We start from the raw sequence: 18302 nt of genomic DNA, 5'->3' as shown, positions 1-18302 counted from the left end.
CGCAGGGCCCCGTCAGGTGGTGGGCGGTTCGGCGCCGACGAGCCACATGGAGAAGAACTGCGCGCCACCGCCGTAGGCGTGCCCAAGTGCCCTGCGGGCGCCGTCGACTTGGTGCTCCCCCGCCTGGCCGCGCACCTGAAGTGCCGCCTCGGCGAAGCGGATCATGCCGGAGGCGCCGATGGGGTTGGTCGACAGGACGCCGCCGGACATGTTCACCGGGAGGTCGCCGTCGAGTTCCGTGACGCCGGACTCGGTGAGCTTCCAGCCCTCGCCCTCCGCCGCGAAGCCGAGGTTCTCCAGCCACATCGGCTCGTACCAGGAGAACGGCACGTACATCTCGACGGCGTCGATCTCCCGGCGCGGGTCCGCGATGCCGGCCTGCCGGTAGACGTCGGCCGCGCAGTCCTTGCCCGCCTGCGGGGAGACGAAGTCCTTGCCCGCGAAGAGCGTCGGCTCGCTGCGCATGGCGCCGCCGTGCATCCAGGCGGGCGGCCGGGGCGAACGGGCCGCCCCCGCACGGTCGGTGAGGATCATCGCGCAGGCGCCGTCGGACGACGGGCAGGTCTCCGAGTAGCGGATCGGGTCCCAGAGCATCGACGACGCCTGGACCTTCTCCAGGGTGATGTCCTCCTCGTGGAGGTGTGCGTAGGGGTTCTTCAGGGCGTTGCGGCGGTCCTTGTACGCGACGAGGGAGCCGACCGTGTCCGGGGCGCCGGTACGCCGCATGTACGCGCGCACGTGCGGGGCGAAGAAGCCGCCCGCGCCGGCGAGCAGCGGCTGCTGGAACGGGATGGGCAGCGACAGGCCCCACATCGCGTTGGATTCCGACTGCTTTTCGAAGGCGAGGGTGAGGACGGTGCCGTGGACGCGGCCCGCGACGAGGTTCGCGGCGACGAGCGCCGTGGAGCCGCCGACGGAGCCCGCCGTGTGGACGCGGAGCATGGGTTTGCCGACGGCGCCGAGCGCGTCGGCGAGGTACAGCTCCGGCATCATGACGCCCTCGAAGAAGTCGGGCGCCTTGCCGATGACGACGGCGTCGATGTCGGCCCACGTCAACTCTGCGTCGAGCAGCGCCTCTTGGGCGGCTTCGCGGACCAGCCCGGCGATGGACACGTCGCGCCGCGCCGCCACGTGCTTGGTCTGGCCGATCCCGACGACCGCCACGGGTTCCTCAGACACGGGACTCTCCTTCCAGGACGGCGACCAGGTTCTGCTGCAGGCAGGGCCCGGACGTGGCGTGGGCGACGGCCCGGTCCGACGCGCCCCGGTGGATGCGGGCGGCGGCCTCGCCGAGCCGGATGAGTCCGGCGGTCATCATGGGGTTGGCGGCGAGGGCGCCGCCGGAGGGGTTGACGGTGACGTCGTCCGTCAGCTTCAGGGCCTTGCGCAGGACGATCTCCTGCGAGGTGAAGGGCGCGTGCAACTCTGCGGTGTCGACGGGGCGTTCGTGGACTCCGGCGCGCTCGGCCGCCAGCCGCGTCGACGGCGAGTCGGTGAGGTCGCGCACGCCGAGCGCGTGTGCCTCGATGCGGTGGTCGATGCCGCGGATCCACGCCGGCCGCCCGCACAGCTCCCGGGCGCGCTCCCCCGCGGCGAGGATCACGGCGGCCGCCCCGTCGCCGATGGGCGGGCAGTCCCCGGTGCGCAGCGGACGTACGACGTACTCGCCCTGCGCCACCGAACCGGTCAGCTGCGCATGGGAGTTGGCGGCGGCGGCCGTGCGGCTGCGGTGCGCGACTCCGGCGAGGGCGGGCTCGTCGGTCTCCCCCGCGTCGATCAGTGCCTGCGCCTGGAGTGCGGCGAGCGCCACGGAGTCGGGCCAGAGCGGGGCGACGTAGTACGGGTCGAGCTGCCGGGTGAGCACGTCGCGCACGGAGCCGGGCGACGTCTTGCCGTAGGAGTAGACGAGCGCGGTGTCGGCCTGGCCGGTCTGGAGCTTCACCCACGCCTCGTACAGGGCCCAGGCACCGTCCATCTCGACGTGCGACTCGGAGATCGGCGGCCAGGCGCCCACCCCGTCGAGCGCCATCGTGAAGGAGAAGGCCCGCCCGGCGAGGTAGTCCGATGACCCCGAGCAGGTGAACCCGATGTCGCTGGTCTTCAGGCCGGTGGCGGCGAGGACCTCGTGCAGCACCGGCATGAGCATCTCGACCTCGGAGACGTCGTCGGTGGTGCGCAGGTGGTCGCTCTGCCCGAACGCGACGATGGCGACGTCGCGTGCGGGCCGCATCACGGACGCCTTGCGGGGCGACGACTCGTGGGGCGCCATCTACACCAGCTCCTTGTACGTGTCGTAGTCGGCGTCGGGCTCACCGCTGGGCCGGTAGTGGTCGGGGAAACGGCCGCCCTCACTCCACACCGGTTCGACGCGCAGACCCATGCGGACCTGGTCGTAGGGGATGCCGGCGATGCGCGCGTGCAGGGCGAGGTCGGCGCCGTCGAGGGCGATGTGCGCGTAGACGTACGGGACCTCGATGGCGTCATTCATGGCGTTCTTTGCCTTGATGTTGACGATGCAGTACGTCGTGACGGTGCCGCGCGGTCCGACCTCCACCCGTTCCGCGGTGGCGACGCCGCAGGTGGGGCAGGCGCCGCGCGGCGGGACGTACACCTTGCGGCAGGACGGGCAGCGTTCGCCGACGGTCTTCCGCGCGGAGAGCGCGTGGATGTACGCGGACTGGGCGCGGCCCGGCGAGTAGGTGTAGTCGAGCCGGGCGGGCGCGACGATTCCGGTGACGGCGTCATCGAACTCCCCACTGTGTGCAGCGGGTTGGCCGGGCCCTCCCTCTCCCTCCCCCGCCTCGAAGCAGGCGATGTCGGTGATCGCGCCGACGCGATCGGCGGCCCAGCGGATACGGACGCGCATGCCGGTGCGCACGGAGTCGGGGCCGTCCGGTGCGTCGAGGGCGTGGAGCAGCGCGGTGTCGGCGCCGTCGAGCTTGACCAGGACCCAGGCGAACGGGGTGTCGAGGGGCTGGCCGCGGCGGGGGGCGTGGTTCCAGGCCCAGGTGGTGACGGTGCCGGCCGTCCCGACCTCCACGAGGTCGCGTATCTCCTCGGCGGTCACGGGGTCGTACTCGACGGGCGGCACGAGCGTGCGCCCGTCACGGGTCTTCACCCCGAGCACGGTGCGCTCCCGCAGCCCGGTCAGAAAGGCGCTCTGCACGGGCCCGAGCGACCGGGTGAAGGGAAACTCGACGACGAGAGGCGCACGCAGCACCTCGGGGGACGGAGCGGATGTCATGGACAGACTCCCTCTGCTAGGGGAACGGGGTGGGGCGACAGGCGCCCCGCCAGGGGCGCGGGGAACTGCGCGGCCAGCCACGAAGGGCCCGCGCCGATCGACGGGCCGGAGCCCCCGAAGGGGCGCGGGGAACTGCGCGGCCCGCCCCCACCGGCCCGCAGCCGACAAGAGACCTACGCCCGCCGAAAGACAGGCGCCCGTTTCTCCGCGAAGGCCCTGGACCCCTCCTTCGCGTCGGCCGTGTCGAACACGGGCCAACCCCTCTTCAGCTCGGCCGCCAGGCCATCCGCCTCCGTCAGCTCGGCCGCCTCGTACACGGACGCCTTCACCGCCTCCACGGCCAGTGGCCCGCACGCGTTGATCTGCTCGGCGATGACGAGCGCCTTGTCCAGCGCAGTGCCGTCCGGCACGACGTGTCCGATCAGGCCTATCGAGGCGGCCTCGGCCGCCGCGTAGGGACGCCCGGTGAGCAGCATTTCGAGGGCGTGCGTACGCGGAATCTGCCGCGGCAACCGCACGGTGGACCCTCCGATGGGGAAGAGCCCCCGCCGGACCTCCAAGAGCCCGAAGGTCGCCGACTCGCCCGCGACGCGGATGTCGGTCCCCTGCAGGATCTCCGTACCGCCCGCCACGCAGTGGCCCTCGACGGCGGCGATGACGGGCTTGCGGGGACGGTGATGCCGCAGCATCGCTTTCCAGTGCAGATCGGGGTCGGCCTTGAGCCGGTCCCGGTACTCCTCGCCCTCCATCCCCTTGCCCGCGAGCGCCTTGAGGTCCATGCCCGCGCAGAACGAGCCGCCCGCGCCGGTGAGCACGATGGAGCGGACCTCGTCGTCGCTGTCGGCCTCGACCCATCCGTCGTAGAGGCCCACGAGCATCGCGAGCGAGAGCGCGTTCTTCGCTTCGGGCCTGTTCAGCGTGAGTATCAGTGTGGCGCCTTCGCGCCGCACGGAGAGGTGTTCCGTCCCACCCATTGCCGTGCTCCCTCCATCGACGGCCACCGACGACGGCCACCCGAGCGGCCGGCCCGTCGCCTCCGGACCTGGAACAGGTTGCAGTAGCCGGGGTGCCAGTTCAATAGTTTTCTGACACCCAGTCAGTTTCTTTCCGCGGGGGCCCTTCCCACTTGTGGGTGCCTCTGCTCTGATGACCGCCAAGCGAGACGTCAGTGAGGACGCCGGGGTCAGGAGGAGTGCGGTGGAGTACAACCTTGCCGACCTGTTCGAGTCGGTCGTCGACGTGGTCCCCGACCGCGAGGCGCTCGTCTACATCGACCACCCCGGCACGGGCGCGGAGCGCCGGCTGACCTACGCCGAGCTCGACGCGGCGGCCAACCGCGTCGCCCACCATCTGATCGACAGCGGCCTCGAGCCCGGCGAGCACCTGGGCCTGCACCTGTACAACGGCGTCGAGTACCTGCAGACGGTCCTCGGCTGCCTCAAGGCGCGGCTCGTGCCCGTCAACGTCAACTACCGCTACGTGGAGGAGGAGCTGGTCTACCTCTACCGCGACGCGGACCTCGCGGCGCTCGTCTTCGACGCCGAGTTCACCGAGCGCGTCGCGGCGGCGCTGCCGCGCACCGAGAAGCTGCGGCATCTGATCCGGGTGGGAGCGCCGCCCGCGGACGCTCCCCCGCTCGATGTGGTGGCCTTCACCGACGCCGAGGCGGCGGGCTCGCCGGGTCGCGGGTTCGGGCCCCGCTCGGCCGACGACCTGTTCATCATCTACACCGGCGGCACGACCGGCATGCCCAAGGGCGTCATGTGGCGCCAGGAGGACCTGTTCTTCGCGGGGCTTTTCGGGGGCGAGCCGGCGGGTGAGCCGGTGAAGCGGCCCGAGGAGCTGGCCGAGCGCGTCGCGGCGGGCGGCTCCGGCCTCACCTTCTTCCCCGCTCCCCCGCTGATGCACGGCACGTCGACACTGACGTCGTTCATCGCCTTCAACTACGGACAGCGGGTGGCCCTGCACCGCAAGTACGTGCCGGAAGAACTGCTGCGCACGATCGAGAAGGAGCGGGTGTCCAGCGTCTCGCTGGTCGGTGACGCGATGCTGAGGCCGCTCATCGACGCGCTGCGCGGCCCGCTCGCGGGCACCGACCTCTCGTCGCTGTTCAGCGTCTCCTCGTCCGGCGCGATCATGTCGGAGACGGTGCGCGCCCAGTTCCAGGAACTCGTGCCGGACGTCCTGCTCCTCAACAACTTCGGATCGTCCGAGTCCGGTTCCAACGGCAAGGCGACGGACGACTCGGGCCCGGAGAAGGGCTTCCGCCTGGAGGTCAACGACCGTACGCAGGTGGTGGACCCGGCGACGCACGAGCCGGTCGCGGTGGGCGAACCCGGCCGACTCGCCCAGCGCGGCCACGTACCGCTCGGCTACTACAACGACCCGGGGAAAACGGCAGAGACGTTCTTCCAGAAGGACGGCGAGCGCTGGGTGCTGCTCGGCGACATGGCGACCGTCGACGAGGACGGCATCGTCACCGTGCTCGGCCGCGGCTCCCAGTGCATCAACACGGGCGGCGAGAAGGTGTACCCGGAGGAGGTCGAGCAGGCCCTGAAGTCACATCCCGACGTGTACGACGCGCTGGTCGCCGGGGTTCCCGACGAGCGGTGGGGCAGCCGGGTGGCCGCGGTCGTCCAGCTCCGCGCCGAGGCACCCCCCTTGGGCCTGGAGGCGGTGCAGGCCCACTGCCGCGCACTGCTCGCCAGCTACAAGATTCCGCGGTCCGTGGTCTTCACGGACCACATACAGCGTTCGCCCAGCGGCAAGGCGGACTACCGCTGGGCGAAGGCGGTGGCGGCCGGTTAGTCCGTCGTCAGGAGGCCGGCGCGGAGCTTGGCCACGACGCGGGAGATCAGCCGGGAAACGTGCATCTGCGAGCAGCCGAGCTCGTCGGCGATCTGCTGCTGGGTCCGCTCCTCGACGAAGCGGAGGTGGATGAGCGTACGGTCACGGTCGTCGAGTTCCGCGATGAGCGGCGCCAGGGAGTGGAAGTTTTCGACGAGTTCGAAGGACTCCTCGTCGACACCGATGAAGTCGGCCAGCATCGTGTCGGACTCGTCGTCCTGGCCGTTCACCGCCGCGTTGAGGGACACCGCGCTGTAGCCGTTGGACGCCTTCTGCGCCTCCGCGACCTCCGCCGGCTCCAGCTGCATCAGCTCCGCGAGCTCGGCCGTGGACGGCATGCGGCCGAGCCGCGTCCGCAGCTCCTCCGTCGCCTTGGACAGCTCGATGCGGGCTTCCTGGAGGCGGCGCGGCACGTGTACGGCCCAGGACGTGTCGCGGAAGAACCGCTTGATCTCACCGGTGATGTACGGGACGGCGAACGACGTGAACTCGACCTCGCGCGTGAGCTCGAAACGGTCGATCGCCTTGATCAGGCCGATGGTGCCGACCTGGATGATGTCTTCCATCTCCTGCGGGCCGCGGTGCCGGAACCGCGAGGCCGCGTACTGCACCAACGAGAGGTTCATCTCGATCAGCGCGTTCCGCACGTACTGGTACTCGTGCGTGCCCTCCTCGAGCTCGGTGAGGCGCTCGAAGAATCGCTTGCCGACCTCCCGCGCGTCCTTCGGCGCGATGGAGGAGGGGTCCGTGTACGCGCGCTCGACGAGGTCCGCCCCGGCCCGGGTGGTGGCCGTGTCCTGCGTCTGCTCCTGCGTCACGGTAATCATGGCGTTCCGCTCCTTGTCAGCTCGGCTGCTTCCCCCGCAGCGCCACGCTTACCCCAATGGTTGCCGCTCACGCGTGCTGACTTTCGAATTTATTGCTTCCGGCTTCATTTCCGGCGTCGCTTCCGGCGTCGGGAGACACGTTCATGGCGGCGGTGATCGTCTTGCCGCCGCGCTCCACCTCCACCGTGACGCTCGCGCTGAGGCGGTGGACCATCGACCAGCCGAAGCCGCCGGGCCGGGCCGGGTCCGCGGGCACGTGGCACGGTACCGTCTCACTGCGGTCACTCACGCCGAGCAGCAGGACACCGTTCTGGACCTGGACATCGAGGTGGGTGAGGCCGCCGCCGTGCCGGATCGCATTGGCCGTCAGTTCGCTGACCACCAGCAGAGCGTCCCCCTGCACACGTCGCGCCTGCGCGGGCGGCATCGCACGGCACACCGGTCGCAGCGCCGAGCGGACCGCGGCCCGGGCTTCGGAGCAGGTCGTCCGAGCCGTGTCGGGCGTCTCGGGAACGCTCATCGGGCTGTGATCCTTTCCCTGCACACGTGCAAACACGACCGCGTCCCACCGTTCCTTCGAGCCATTCCTCGGTGCCGTTCCTCGTCTTCGCATGCCCGGCCCCTCAGCCCGCACACCTCCGCCGTGCGCACGACCGCCGAGCACGTTCACAACCGTGAAATGCCCCCGGGTCAGGGCCATCTGTCGACCCACGTGACCTCGGCAACGTTCGGTACGAGGATGTTTGCCGCGCGGCTGAGCGGCCAGGCGAACCCCCAGCACATGATGTCGATGCCAAGGAGCGTGAGCGGATCATGACCGCCAACGAGAAGGCCAAGGCGAAGACCGAACAGGCCAAGGGCGCCGCGAAGGAAGCCGCCGGGCGCACCGTCGGCAACGAGCGCCTCACCGCCGAGGGCCGCGCCGACCAGATGAAGGGCGACGCGCGCCAGGCCAAGGAGAAGACCAAGGACATCGGCAAGCGCTGAACGCCTTACCGGCACCACGCGCAGCACGCGCACCACGCGCACCACGCCGTCAGGGGCGGCCCCGCCATGGGGCCGCCCCTGACGGCGCGAGACCCACCCCGGAACGCGGCAGCACGCTGCACCCGGTGCTAGGCGGTCTCCGAGCCCAGGACCGCGGCCGCCAGGTGTTCGCGGAACCAACGGTGTCCGGGGTCGGCCGAGTTGCGGGGATGCCAGGCCATTCCGAGGTCGACCGGAGCGAGATCGAGCGGGATGGGGAACGTACGCAGCCCCAGTGCGGCGACCGCGTCGGGGAGCCAGTCGTCCAGGGTGAGCGCGACGAGGTCCGTGTCGCGGGCGAGCAGCATCGCACTCGTGTGACTGGGCACGACCACCGCGGTCCTGCGCCGCAGCCCGAGCTCCGCGAGGGCGCTGTCGATGGGACCGTGGCGCTTGCCGAGGCGGGAGACACCGATGTGGTCGGCCGCGGCGAAGCGTCGCGCGTCGAGCCGCCCCGAGAAGAGGGGATGACCGTCGCGCGCGACCGCGACCACCGTCATCCGCGTGAGCGGCCGGGTCCGGATCTCCGGGTCCAGGTGGGCGAGTACGCCCAGTTCGACGTCGACCCAGCCCTGCCGCAGCGCGGGACCGCCCTCCACCGACTCCGGCAGGAAGACCACGTCGACGTGCGGCGCCTCCGCGTGGATCCGGTCGGTCAGCGTCCCGGCGAGCCCCGCCAGGAGCACGTCGGCGGCCTGCACGGTGAAGCTGCGCCGGAGATGGACGGCGTCGAAACCGGCGCCGGGCCGCAGGACGTTGTCGCAGCCGCGCAGCAACGCGCTGACCTCGCCCTGCAGTTCCAGGGCGCGGGGCGTGGGAACCATGCCCTGTCCCGCGCGGACCAGCAGCGGGTCGCCGACGGCACGCCGGAGCCTGGCCAGCGTGCGGCTGACCGCCGCCGGTGAGGTTCCGAGCCGCTCGGCGGCGCGCGTCACGCTGTTCTCCTGGAGGAGAGCGTCGAGCGCCCGCAGAAGATTGAGGTCCATGGTCACGGTCCGGTTCACTCCACCTCTCTCGCTTTCCACTTACGGCAATGATCCGATGCCGATCTTTGCATTGTCGCGCAACGCTCCCGTGCGGAGAGTGGAGGGGTCGACGCGCCTACGCGTGACATCCCCGCACCCTGTTGAGGAGCTCCCCCATGCAGCAGAACCCAAGTGACCCTCACAACCCGCGTGACCGGCACGACCCGCGTGCCGGCCGGGAAGGCGACGTACTGGCCGTGGTCAGTCAGAGCGGGCCGACCGTCTCGTTCTTCGACGCCGCGTCCGACCGGTGCCTCGGCGCGGTGGAGGTTCCCGCCGAACCGCACGAGTTGTGCTTCGACGCGTCGCAGCGTCTGCTGTGGTGCACCACGGCGTACCACTCCGGCTACTACCACGCGAACAGCGGCCGCCGCACCGAGCTGACCGTCATCGACCCCGACGCACGCCGCGTCGTCGAGGTCGTCGACCTCGCCCCCGAACACGGGCCGCACGGCCTCGCGCTGGATCCGGCGCGCCGTCGTCTCTACGTGAGCGTGGAGGGCTCGGCCGACCGGCCGGGCGGCGTCGTGGTGCTCGACACGGAGTCCCGCCGGCCGGTGGGCAGAATCGACACGGACGCGCCGGGACCGCACTGGTTCGCCATCGACCCGGCGGGCCGGACGGGTTACGCCACGAACAAGGAGGCGCCGTTCGTCTCGGTCGTCGACCTCGAACGCGGCACTCTCACGGCGAAGGTCGAGGTGCCGGGCAGCGAGGGTCTCGCCGTCTCCGCGGACGGCGCGCACGTCTATGTCGCCTCGCCCTACGCCGGGTTCACCCCCACCACCGCCGCGGAGAGGCCGGCCCCCGGCATCAGAGTCATCGAGGCCACGACGGCATCCGTCGTCGACATGCTGCCCACGGACGACGTCGTCCTGCCGGTGCACCTGACGTCGACGGGGAAACTGCTCGCGGGCGAGCTGCGCATGTCCGCCGACCCGGCCTCCCAACTCGGCCGCCAGTCCGCGGGCCGCCTCACCGTCTTCTCCACCGACACCCGCAAACGCCTGGGCGACGTCGAGGTGGGAAGCGGCCCCTTGACGATCACGTCCTCGCCCGACGGCCGCATCGCCTATGTGGCCTGCGTCTCCTCGTCCACCGTCGACGTCGTCGACCTGGAGACGCTGCGGGTCCTGTCCCGACTGGACATCACCAAACGCGGCGAGCCCGGGGCCCACGGCCTGGCTTACGTCCCGCGCCGGTCCTGAACACCTGGCCGGCTGCTCGGCGGCACCGTGGGCGTCGGCACGGTGCTGTTCGCCGTGGCGGGCGTCAGTCCGCTCAGTCGCCTCAGTCCGCTCAGTGCGCGCAGACTGAGCGCAGCGCCGTGGGCCTCGATCTGATCGCGGAAGACGCGGACGGTCGCCTCCGGATCGGCGCCGATCTCCTCCGCCTGCCCGGCCACGGCCTCGAGCACCTGCCGCTCGCGGGCCGGGTCGTCGATGGGGCTGCCGGTGCCGTACTTGGCGGCGGCTGGGAGTGGCGAAACGCACGACGGAGCAGATCGGATCCGTGCGTGTGGCGCCGTCAGTCCTGCGCGAGGAACCCCTCGACCCGCCGCACGAACCACTCCGGGTCGTCCAGCCACGGGAAGTGTCCACCGCGCGGCTGCACTTGGCGGACGCCGTGCGGGAAGAGCGCGGCGCACTCCTCGGCGTGCGCGGGGTTCGGGCCCCCGTCCCACTCCCCCGCGAGGACGAGGACCGGCGCGGCCAGGTCGGTCAGGGCGGCGCGGGTGGCCGGCGGGTCGAAGGCGCCGGCCCCGTAGAAGGCGGCCGCCGCCTCGGCGTTCTTCTCCGTGGCGCTCGCCGCGCGGTGTGCCCGCGCGGCCGCGTCCCAGCGTCCGTAGGCGAGGGGCGCGAGGGCGTCCCACACCTCGGCGGAGCCGCGGCCGGCCGCGAGCTCCCGCAGTGCGGCCTCCGCGGCCGGGTACCAGGGTTCGTCCGCGCGCAGGGCCGCGGCGTCGCGGTGGTCCTGGTCGGTGACCGTGAGGCCGAGGGAGTGCGTGGCCGGGGCGACGAGGACGAGCGTGCGGATCCGCTTCGGGTGGCGGGCCGCGTACAGCGTGGCGATGTTGCCGGCCGCCGAGTGGCCGAGCAGGTCGACCTGGTCGAGCCCCAGGTGCTCGCGGAGCGCCTCGACGTCGTCGACGAGCCGGTCGCAGCGGTACGTCGCCGGGTCGTCCGGCACCGCGGAGTCACCCGTGCCGCGCAGGTCGGGCAGGATCAGGCGGCGGTGGGCGGTGAGGCCGCCGAGGTCGCCGAGGTAGGCGGAGGCGCGCATGGGGCCGCCGGGCAGGCAGAGCAGCGGTTCGCCGTCCCCCTTCTCGTGGTAGGCGAGCTCCGTCCCGTCGTACGCGCTGAATGTCGGCATGCCAGTGATCATCACATCCGTCGCCCCGCCCGGGCAACGCTGTCCCGGCGTGGCTCATGACGGTGGCCCATGCCCCCGCGGCGCGGCTAGCGCCGCAGCTCAAAGCCGCTGTGCGAGATCTCTTGACGCCCACCTCCGGGCCTGGATTACTGAGCTGCACAGAAGATCGACGACCGAATGATCGGTCGCCCGTTCAGGACGGGAGCATTCCCTATGACGCGTATGCCGCTACTGCTCGACGCGGCCGAACGGCTCGGCCCGCGCGAGCTCGCAGCCCTGCAGCTGGAGCGCCTCCAGGACACCCTGCTGCACGCGTACGAGAACGTCCCGTTCTACCGCGCGGCGTTCGACAAGGCGGGGCTGCGCCCCGACGACTGCCGTTCGCTCGCCAACCTCTCGCGGTTCCCCTTCACCACCAAGGACGACCTGCGGGCCAACTACCCGTTCGGGATGTTCGCGGTGGAGCAGTCCGAGGTGCGCCGGCTGCACGCGTCGAGCGGTACGACGGGCCTGCCGACGGTCGTCGGATACACGGAGCAGGACCTCTCCATGTGGGCGGACGTGGTGGCCCGCTCGATCCGCGCCGCGGGCGGCCGCCCCGGCGACAAGGTCCATGTGGCGTACGGGTACGGCCTGTTCACCGGAGGCCTGGGCGCGCACTACGGCGCCGAGCGTCTCGGGTGCACGGTGATTCCCGCCTCCGGCGGCATGACGGCGCGCCAGGTGCGGCTGATCCAGGACTTCCGCCCCGAGATCATCATGGTGACCCCGTCGTACATGCTCACGCTCCTGGAGGAGTTCGAGCGGCAGGGCGTCGATCCGCGTACGACCTCGCTGCGGGTCGGCATCTTCGGCGCCGAGCCGTGGACGGAGGAGATGCGGCGCGAGATCGAGGAGCGCTTCGCGATCGACGCCGTCGACATATACGGGCTCTCCGAAGTGATCGGTCCGGGTGTCGCGCAGGAGTGCGTGGAGACCAAGGACGGGCTGCACATCTGGGAGGACCACTTCTACCCGGAGGTCGTGGACCCCATCACCGGCGAGGTGCTGCCGGACGGTGAGCGCGGCGAGCTGGTGTTCACCGCGCTCACGAAGGAGGCCATGCCCGTGATCCGGTACCGGACACGGGACTTGACGCGGCTGCTGCCCGGCACGGCGCGGATCTTCCGGCGGATGGAGAAGGTGACGGGCCGCAGCGACGACATGGTGATCCTGCGCGGCGTCAATCTCTTCCCCACGCAGATCGAGGAGATCGTGCTGCGGACGGCGGGCATCGCCCCGCACTTCCAGCTGCGCCTGACGCGTGAGGGCCGGATGGACGCGCTGACGGTGCGGGCCGAAGCGCGCGCGGACACACCGGCGGAGCGGCGCGATGAGGCGGCCAGGGAGATCGCGGCCGCGGTGAAGGACGGCATCGGCGTCTCGGTCGGCGTGGAGATCGTCGACCCGGAGACGCTGGAGCGGTCGGTGGGCAAGTTCAAGCGGATCGTGGATCTGCGGGACCGAGCCGACACCGGTCCCGGCCTACGGGACTGACTGAGCCCACGTCAAGGAACGCTGTCCGGGGGGTGGCAGAGCTCGGCCTCGCGGACGGCCCCGTCGGGGCGCGGCACGCCCAGCGGTTCCTCGGCCGCCGCGTCGGCTGCCGCGGCGGCCGCCGCGTTCGACTTGGCGACCGCGAGCTCGATCTGCTTGCGCACGGCGGCCGGCAGGGCGACACCCTCGACGGTGCTCACCACGTCCCCCGCCAACACGTACAGCTTGATGTTGGTGTTCTGGGAGACGGTGACCAGGACGTCCCAGGCCTGCTCGGGGCTGAGGCTGAAGGAGGACATCAGGATGCCGCGGGCCAGGTCGATGGTCGGGCGGGTCCGCATGGCCCGGCGCAGCTGCGCCACCAGGAGGTGCAGATCCTGTTCGGCACCCTCGGGCGGGTTCGCCTCGTGGACGACGGGGCACGGCGCGTCCTCGTCCTCCTCGCGGCCGGGGGGCATGAAGAGGTGGCGGGTGCCGGTCACGTCGAGCAGGCGCTCCACCGCGGGGCTGCTGGAGCGGATCACGATCGTCTTGCCCTGTTCGATGGCGTGCTGGCGCAGGCCGAGCAGCAGATTGAGACCGGAGCAGTCACAGAACTCCACCTCGGCCAGGTCCAGGTCGAGCCCGTCGGACGTATGGCTGAGGGTCCGGTACAGGTCCGCACGGAGCCACTGACCGGAGTCGAGGTCGAGCTCTCCCCGCAGGGCCAGGCTCCTCCTGACGCCGGCCGGCTCGGCGTCGAGCGGTGTACGCGGCGATGGGGCCGCGGCTGTACTGCCGCCCTGACCGTGCTCGCCACCCTTTTCCACGAAGGACCGCTGCGAGTATGCGGGCTCCGGCATGGCCTCTCCCTCTGTCGCTGCCTACCGCCGCTCCTAGACTGCCCCTCAACTCTCACGCACGTCAACTAATACCTGAAATCGAGTACGTGTTTTTGAAAACGCGAATGTCACGCACTAGAGTTGACGCATGGATGGAGTGCCCGAGCCACACACCGGATGGACTTTTCTCACCAATCACGCCCGCGTCCTGGCGGCCATTGCCGACAACCACAACGCCCGCATCCGTGACATCGCCGCGCACTGCCGGCTCACGGAGCGTGCCGTTCAAAAGATCATTGCCGACCTCGAGCAGGACGGTTACCTCTCCCACACCAGAGAGGGACGGACCAACACATACCGCATCGACCCCGGCAAGGTGCTGCGTCACCCTGCCGAATCCGGACTCGCCGTCGCTTCTCTGCTCTCCCTGCTGGCCAGGGACGAGGCGGACCGGACAGGATCCGATTCCGACCAGGACGACGAGCGGCACCACGCCCCGGCCTGACCTCGGTCAGGCCCCGGCCCGGCCGGCGGTGAAGCGGGTCCTCAGCTCCCGTTTGAGGATCTTCCCGCTGGCGTTGCGAGGCAGTTCGTCCACGAAGAGGACCCGCTTGGGCGCCTTGAAGTGGGCGAGCTTCTCGCGTGCGTGGGCGAGGAGCACCGCTTCGGTGAGGTCTCTGTCACCGCGTACGACGACGGCGGTGACGGCCTCGATCCAGCGCTCGTCCGGCAGCCCGATCACCGCCGCCTCGGCGACGCCCGGATGCTCGTACAGGACGTCCTCGACCTGCCGGGACGCCACGAGGACTCCCCCGGAATTGATGACGTCCTTCACCCGGTCTACGACGGTGAAGAAGCCCTCGGTGTCCCGCACCGCGAGATCCCCGGAACGGAACCAGCCGTCGCGGAACGCCGCGGCGGTCTCCTCCGGCTTCTCCCAGTAGCCCGCGCACAACTGCGGTGAGCGGTAGACCACTTCGCCCTGCGTGCCGTCAGGCACCTCCCGGCCGCGCTCGTCGACGACGCGTGCCTCGACGAACAGGACGGGCCGCCCGCAGGAGTCCATGCGGCCCTCGTGCTCGTCGGGCCCGAGGACGGTGGCGAGCGGACCGATCTCGCTCTGTCCGAAGCAGTTGTAGAACCGGAGCCCCGGCAGCCTGGCGCGCAGCCGCTCCAGGACCGGCACCGGCATGATCGACGCCCCGTAGTAGGCCTTGCGCAGCGCGCCGAGGTCACGGCTCGCGAAGCCCGGGTGGCGCGACAGGCCGATCCACACGGTCGGCGGCGCGAAGAGGCTGTCGGCGCGGCCCGCCTCGACGAGTTCGAAGATCCGCTCGGCGTCCGGCGCGTCGAGGACGGTGTTCTCGGCGCCGACCGCGAGGTAGGGCATGAGGAAGACGTGCATTTGCGCCGAGTGGTAGAGCGGCAGCGCGTGGACGGGCTTGTCGCTCTCCTTGAGGTCCAGGGCGGTGATGGCGCTGGCGTACTCGTGGACGAGGGCGCGGTGGGACATCATCGCGCCCTTGGGCAGGGCCGTCGTACCGGACGTGTAGAGCAGTTGGGCGAGTCCGTCGCCGTCGTCCGTGCCCAGGTGGACGTGCGCCTCGCCCGCCCGGCGGCGGCGCGTTTGTTCGAGGAGTGAACCGGTCGCGTCGCGGAGCGGCAACACCCGTACGTGGCCGGGGAGTCGGTGCTGGACCTGCGGGTCCGCGAGCACGGCGGAGCAGCCCGACTGTTCGACGATGTACCGCAGGTCCTCGCCCGTGAGGTTGTGGTTGATCGGCACATGCACGAGGCCTGCGCGTGAGCAGGCCAGGAAACCGATCAGGTAGGCGTCGGAGTTGTGCCCGTAGGCGCCGACCCGGTCGCCGTTGCCCAGCCGCTCGCCGATGAGGAACGCGGCCGCCTCGGACACCGCGTCGTTCAGCTCCGCGTACGTCCACACCCGCTCCCCGTAGCGGAGCGCCACCCGGCCCGGTGTGCGGCGCGCACTGCGCGCGAGTACGTCGTCGACCCTGTTGCCACCCGCACCCGTCATGGCGTGATCCTGCGTCTCCCCGGCCGCCCGGGTCAAGGGACAAGGACCAAGGACAGGGCAAATGACCAACCGCTTGGTACGCTCAACCGCTCCTTCCCGGAACCCAGTTGGGAGGCACGATGCGCATCCGCACAAGACGCTCGGCGGCCGTGGGAATCACCCTGCTGACAGCGGTGGCCCTGCTGCCGTCGTCCGGCGCGGGGGCCGCGCCCCGCGAGGCCCGCCCCTCCGGCGGTGGTCTGCACGCGACCATCCGCTACACCGAGTACGGCATTCCGCACATCCTCGCCGAGGACTACAAGAACCTCGGTTTCGGCACCGGTTGGGCGCAGGCCGCCGACCAGGTGTGCACGCTCGCCGACGGGTATCTGACCGTCCGCGGCGAGCGCTCCCGGCACTTCGGACCGGACGCCTCTCCCGGTTCGGCGCTGTCGTCGGCGTCCACGAACCTCAGCAGCGACCTGTACTTCCGCGGCGTGCGCGAGGCCGGGACCGTGGAGAAGCTCCTCGACCGGCCCACGCCCGCCGGGCCGAGCCGGCGGGCCAAGGAGCTCATGCGCGGCTTCGCGGCGGGCTACAACGCCTGGCTGAAGCAGAACCGCATCACCGACCCGGCCTGCGCCAAGGCCGACTGGGTGCGACCGATCACCGCGCTCGACGTGGCCAGGCAGGGCTTCGCCGTACAGGTGCTCGGCGGCCAGGGACGCGGCATCGACGGCATCACGGCCGCCGCCCCGCCGGGCGCCACGACGACCGCGGACCGGGCGCCCGATCCGAAGCGCACGGCGCGGGCGGCCCGCGAGCTGTTCTCCGCGCAGGACGCCGACATGGGATCCAACGCCGTCGCGTTCGGCGGAGAGACCACCGCCAACGGCAGGGGGCTGCTGCTCGGCAACCCGCACTACCCCTGGCAGGGCGGCCGCCGCTTCTGGCAGTCGCAGCAGACCATCCCCGGTGAACTGAACGTCTCCGGTGGTTCGTTGCTCGGCACGAGCGTGGTCAACATCGGCTTCAACGGCGACGTCGCGTGGAGCCACACGGTCGCGACCGGCGTCACCCTGAACCTGCACCAGCTCACGCTGGACCCGGCCGACCCCACCACCTACCTGGTGGACGGCGAGCCGCACCGGATGACGAAGCGCACGGTCTCGGTGCCGGTCAAGGACGGCGGCCGGGTGACCCGTACCCAGTGGTGGACCCGATACGGCCCCGTCGTCACCGGCCTCGGACCCCAGCTCCCGCTGCCCTGGTCCTCGACCACGGCGTACGCCCTCAACGACCCCAACGCCGTGAATTTGCGCGGCAGCGACACCAATCTGGGGTTCGGCAAGGCCCGCTCCACCGCGGGCATCCTCAAGTCGCTGCGCGACACGCAGGGGCTGCCCTGGGTGAACACCGTCGCGGCCGACCGCCACGGCCACTCGCTGCTCAGCCAGTCACAGGTGCTCCCCCGCATCACCGACGACCTGGCGCAGCGCTGCAGCACACCGCTCGGCAAGGTCACCTACCCGGCGTCCGGCGTCGCCGTCCTCGACGGCTCCCGCGGCGCGTGCGCGCTCGGCTCGGACAAGGACGCCGTGCAGCCCGGCATCTTCGGCCCGTCACGGATGCCGACCCTCAAGGACGCCCCGTACGCGGAGAACTCCAACGACAGCGCCTGGCTGACCAACGCCGACCGGCCCATCACCGGCTACGAGCGGGTCTTCGGCACCATCGGCACGCAGCGCTCGATGCGCACGCGCGGCGCCATCGAGGACGTGGCGGCGATGGCGAAGAAGGGTGACCTCAGAGTCCGGGACCTCCAGCGCCAGCAGTTCGCGAACCGGGTGCCGGCGGCCGGTCTCGCGGCGGCCGACACCGCGAAGGCGTGCGCGGCCCTGCCGGGCGGCACGGCAACGAGCAGTGACGGCAAGGACGTTGACGTACGCAAGGCCTGCGAGGTCCTGGCCCGCTGGGACCGCACGATGGACACCGACAGCCGCGGCGCCCTGCTCTTCGACCGTTTCTGGCGCAAGCTGACGGCGGCCGTGCCGAACGCGCAGCTCTGGAAGGTGCCGTTCTCGGCGGCCGACCCGGTGCGCACCCCGAACACCCTCGACACCACGCGGCCGGGCTTCAGGACCGCGCTGGCCGACGCCGTGACCGAGCTGACCTCGGCCGGCATCGCTTTGGACGCGCCGTTGGGCGACAACCAGTACGTCGTACGCGGCGGCAAGCGCATCCCCGTCTCCGGCGGCACGGAGTCCCTCGGCGTCTGGAACAAGATCGAGGCCAACTGGGACGCGAAGAAGGGCTACACGGAGGTCGCACACGGTTCGAGCCACATCCAGGCGGTCGGCTGGAACAAGGACCGCTGCCCCGAGGCCCGCACCCTCCTGTCGTACTCCCAGTCCTCCAACCCCAACTCCCCGCACTACAGCGACCAGACGAAGCTGTACGCGAAGGAGCGCTGGGTGACATCGCGCTTCTGCGAGAAGGACATCCTCGGCGACCCGGCCCTGAAGGTGGTGCGGGTGCGCGAACGCCGCTGACGCTCCGTCGGCCGACCACAGGGACGAGGCCGGG

17 protein-coding genes are annotated in these 18302 nt (G+C 71.1%); 6 read left to right on the top strand and 11 right to left on the bottom strand.

The window, feature by feature from the left end; translation table 11 throughout:
- Positions 1–12 precede the first annotated feature (12 nt).
- The 4 genes from ACI2L3_RS11380 to ACI2L3_RS11365 form a co-directional block, all read right to left on the bottom strand.
- Positions 13–1179 (bottom strand): thiolase domain-containing protein, encoded by a 1167-nt coding sequence (locus tag ACI2L3_RS11380; protein WP_404752106.1) that lies wholly within the window; start codon positions 1177–1179, stop codon positions 13–15.
- A complete protein-coding gene (locus ACI2L3_RS11375; protein WP_404752105.1) occupies positions 1172–2269 on the bottom strand; it encodes a thiolase domain-containing protein in 1098 nt (365 codons plus the stop codon). The genes ACI2L3_RS11380 and ACI2L3_RS11375 overlap by 8 nt, the downstream gene beginning before the upstream one ends.
- The gene (locus ACI2L3_RS11370; RefSeq protein WP_404752104.1) at positions 2270–3244 is read right to left on the bottom strand and encodes a Zn-ribbon domain-containing OB-fold protein; all 975 of its coding nucleotides are present in this window, start codon (positions 3242–3244) and stop codon (positions 2270–2272) included.
- Between the two features lie 173 nt (positions 3245–3417).
- Positions 3418–4218, bottom strand: coding sequence for a crotonase/enoyl-CoA hydratase family protein (locus ACI2L3_RS11365; protein WP_404752103.1), 801 nt, complete (start codon positions 4216–4218; stop codon positions 3418–3420).
- Between the two features lie 223 nt (positions 4219–4441).
- Here ACI2L3_RS11365 and ACI2L3_RS11360 point away from each other — a divergent pair, with 223 nt between their 5' ends.
- The gene (locus tag ACI2L3_RS11360; RefSeq protein WP_404752102.1) at positions 4442–6052 is read left to right on the top strand and encodes an acyl-CoA synthetase; all 1611 of its coding nucleotides are present in this window, start codon (positions 4442–4444) and stop codon (positions 6050–6052) included.
- Here ACI2L3_RS11360 and ACI2L3_RS11355 read toward each other — a convergent pair.
- A complete protein-coding gene (locus tag ACI2L3_RS11355; RefSeq protein ID WP_404752101.1) occupies positions 6049–6918 on the bottom strand; it encodes a SigB/SigF/SigG family RNA polymerase sigma factor in 870 nt (289 codons plus the stop codon). The two genes, ACI2L3_RS11360 and ACI2L3_RS11355, sit on opposite strands and share 4 nt — an antisense overlap.
- Positions 6919–6985: 67 nt before the next feature.
- Entirely contained in the window at positions 6986–7438 is a 453-nt protein-coding gene (locus ACI2L3_RS11350; RefSeq protein WP_404752100.1) for an ATP-binding protein, read from the bottom strand.
- A 293-nt stretch (positions 7439–7731) separates the two neighbouring features.
- Between ACI2L3_RS11350 and ACI2L3_RS11345 the strand changes: the two genes are divergently transcribed.
- Entirely contained in the window at positions 7732–7905 is a 174-nt protein-coding gene (locus ACI2L3_RS11345; protein WP_404752099.1) for a CsbD family protein, read from the top strand.
- 128 nt (positions 7906–8033) lie between these two features.
- On the opposite strand, the gene ACI2L3_RS11340 is transcribed toward ACI2L3_RS11345, so the two are convergent.
- Positions 8034–8930 carry a LysR family transcriptional regulator gene (locus tag ACI2L3_RS11340; RefSeq protein ID WP_404752498.1) on the bottom strand — a complete coding sequence of 299 codons (897 nt, stop codon included), beginning with the start codon at positions 8928–8930 and terminating at the stop codon, positions 8034–8036.
- Between the two features lie 155 nt (positions 8931–9085).
- On the opposite strand from ACI2L3_RS11340, the gene ACI2L3_RS11335 reads away from it, so the two are divergent.
- On the top strand, positions 9086–10177 hold the full coding sequence (locus tag ACI2L3_RS11335) for a YncE family protein (protein WP_404752098.1): 1092 nt from the start codon (positions 9086–9088) through the stop codon (positions 10175–10177).
- On the opposite strand, the gene ACI2L3_RS11330 is transcribed toward ACI2L3_RS11335, so the two are convergent.
- Together ACI2L3_RS11330 and ACI2L3_RS11325 are read right to left on the bottom strand one after the other, a co-directional pair.
- Positions 10156–10539 (bottom strand): chorismate mutase, encoded by a 384-nt coding sequence (locus ACI2L3_RS11330; protein ID WP_404752497.1) that lies wholly within the window; start codon positions 10537–10539, stop codon positions 10156–10158. The two genes, ACI2L3_RS11335 and ACI2L3_RS11330, sit on opposite strands and share 22 nt — an antisense overlap.
- Complete coding sequence (locus ACI2L3_RS11325; protein WP_404752097.1) at positions 10497–11342, bottom strand: alpha/beta fold hydrolase; 846 nt, start codon at positions 11340–11342, stop codon at positions 10497–10499. The genes ACI2L3_RS11330 and ACI2L3_RS11325 overlap by 43 nt, the downstream gene beginning before the upstream one ends.
- A gap of 222 nt (positions 11343–11564) precedes the next feature.
- On the opposite strand from ACI2L3_RS11325, the gene paaK reads away from it, so the two are divergent.
- Positions 11565–12878, top strand: coding sequence for a phenylacetate--CoA ligase PaaK (gene paaK / locus ACI2L3_RS11320; protein ID WP_404752496.1), 1314 nt, complete (start codon positions 11565–11567; stop codon positions 12876–12878).
- A gap of 11 nt (positions 12879–12889) precedes the next feature.
- Here paaK and ACI2L3_RS11315 read toward each other — a convergent pair whose 3' ends face one another.
- The gene (locus ACI2L3_RS11315; protein WP_404752096.1) at positions 12890–13720 is read right to left on the bottom strand and encodes an ANTAR domain-containing protein; all 831 of its coding nucleotides are present in this window, start codon (positions 13718–13720) and stop codon (positions 12890–12892) included.
- A gap of 127 nt (positions 13721–13847) precedes the next feature.
- Here ACI2L3_RS11315 and ACI2L3_RS11310 point away from each other — a divergent pair, with 127 nt between their 5' ends.
- A complete protein-coding gene (locus ACI2L3_RS11310) occupies positions 13848–14204 on the top strand; it encodes a helix-turn-helix transcriptional regulator (protein ID WP_404752095.1) in 357 nt (118 codons plus the stop codon).
- A 6-nt stretch (positions 14205–14210) separates the two neighbouring features.
- On the opposite strand, the gene ACI2L3_RS11305 is transcribed toward ACI2L3_RS11310, so the two are convergent.
- Positions 14211–15737, bottom strand: a complete 1527-nt coding sequence (locus ACI2L3_RS11305) for a fatty acyl-CoA synthetase (RefSeq protein ID WP_404752094.1) — start codon at positions 15735–15737, stop codon at positions 14211–14213.
- A 119-nt stretch (positions 15738–15856) separates the two neighbouring features.
- On the opposite strand from ACI2L3_RS11305, the gene ACI2L3_RS11300 reads away from it, so the two are divergent.
- Positions 15857–18268, top strand: coding sequence for a penicillin acylase family protein (locus tag ACI2L3_RS11300; protein ID WP_404752093.1), 2412 nt, complete (start codon positions 15857–15859; stop codon positions 18266–18268).
- Positions 18269–18302 lie beyond the last annotated feature (34 nt).

Source organism: Streptomyces sp. NPDC029674, from assembly GCF_044903205.1.
Lineage (GTDB): Bacteria > Actinomycetota > Actinomycetes > Streptomycetales > Streptomycetaceae > Streptomyces.
Note: the sequence above shows the minus strand (reverse complement) of the source record. Positions and strands in the feature narration are given on the sequence as shown.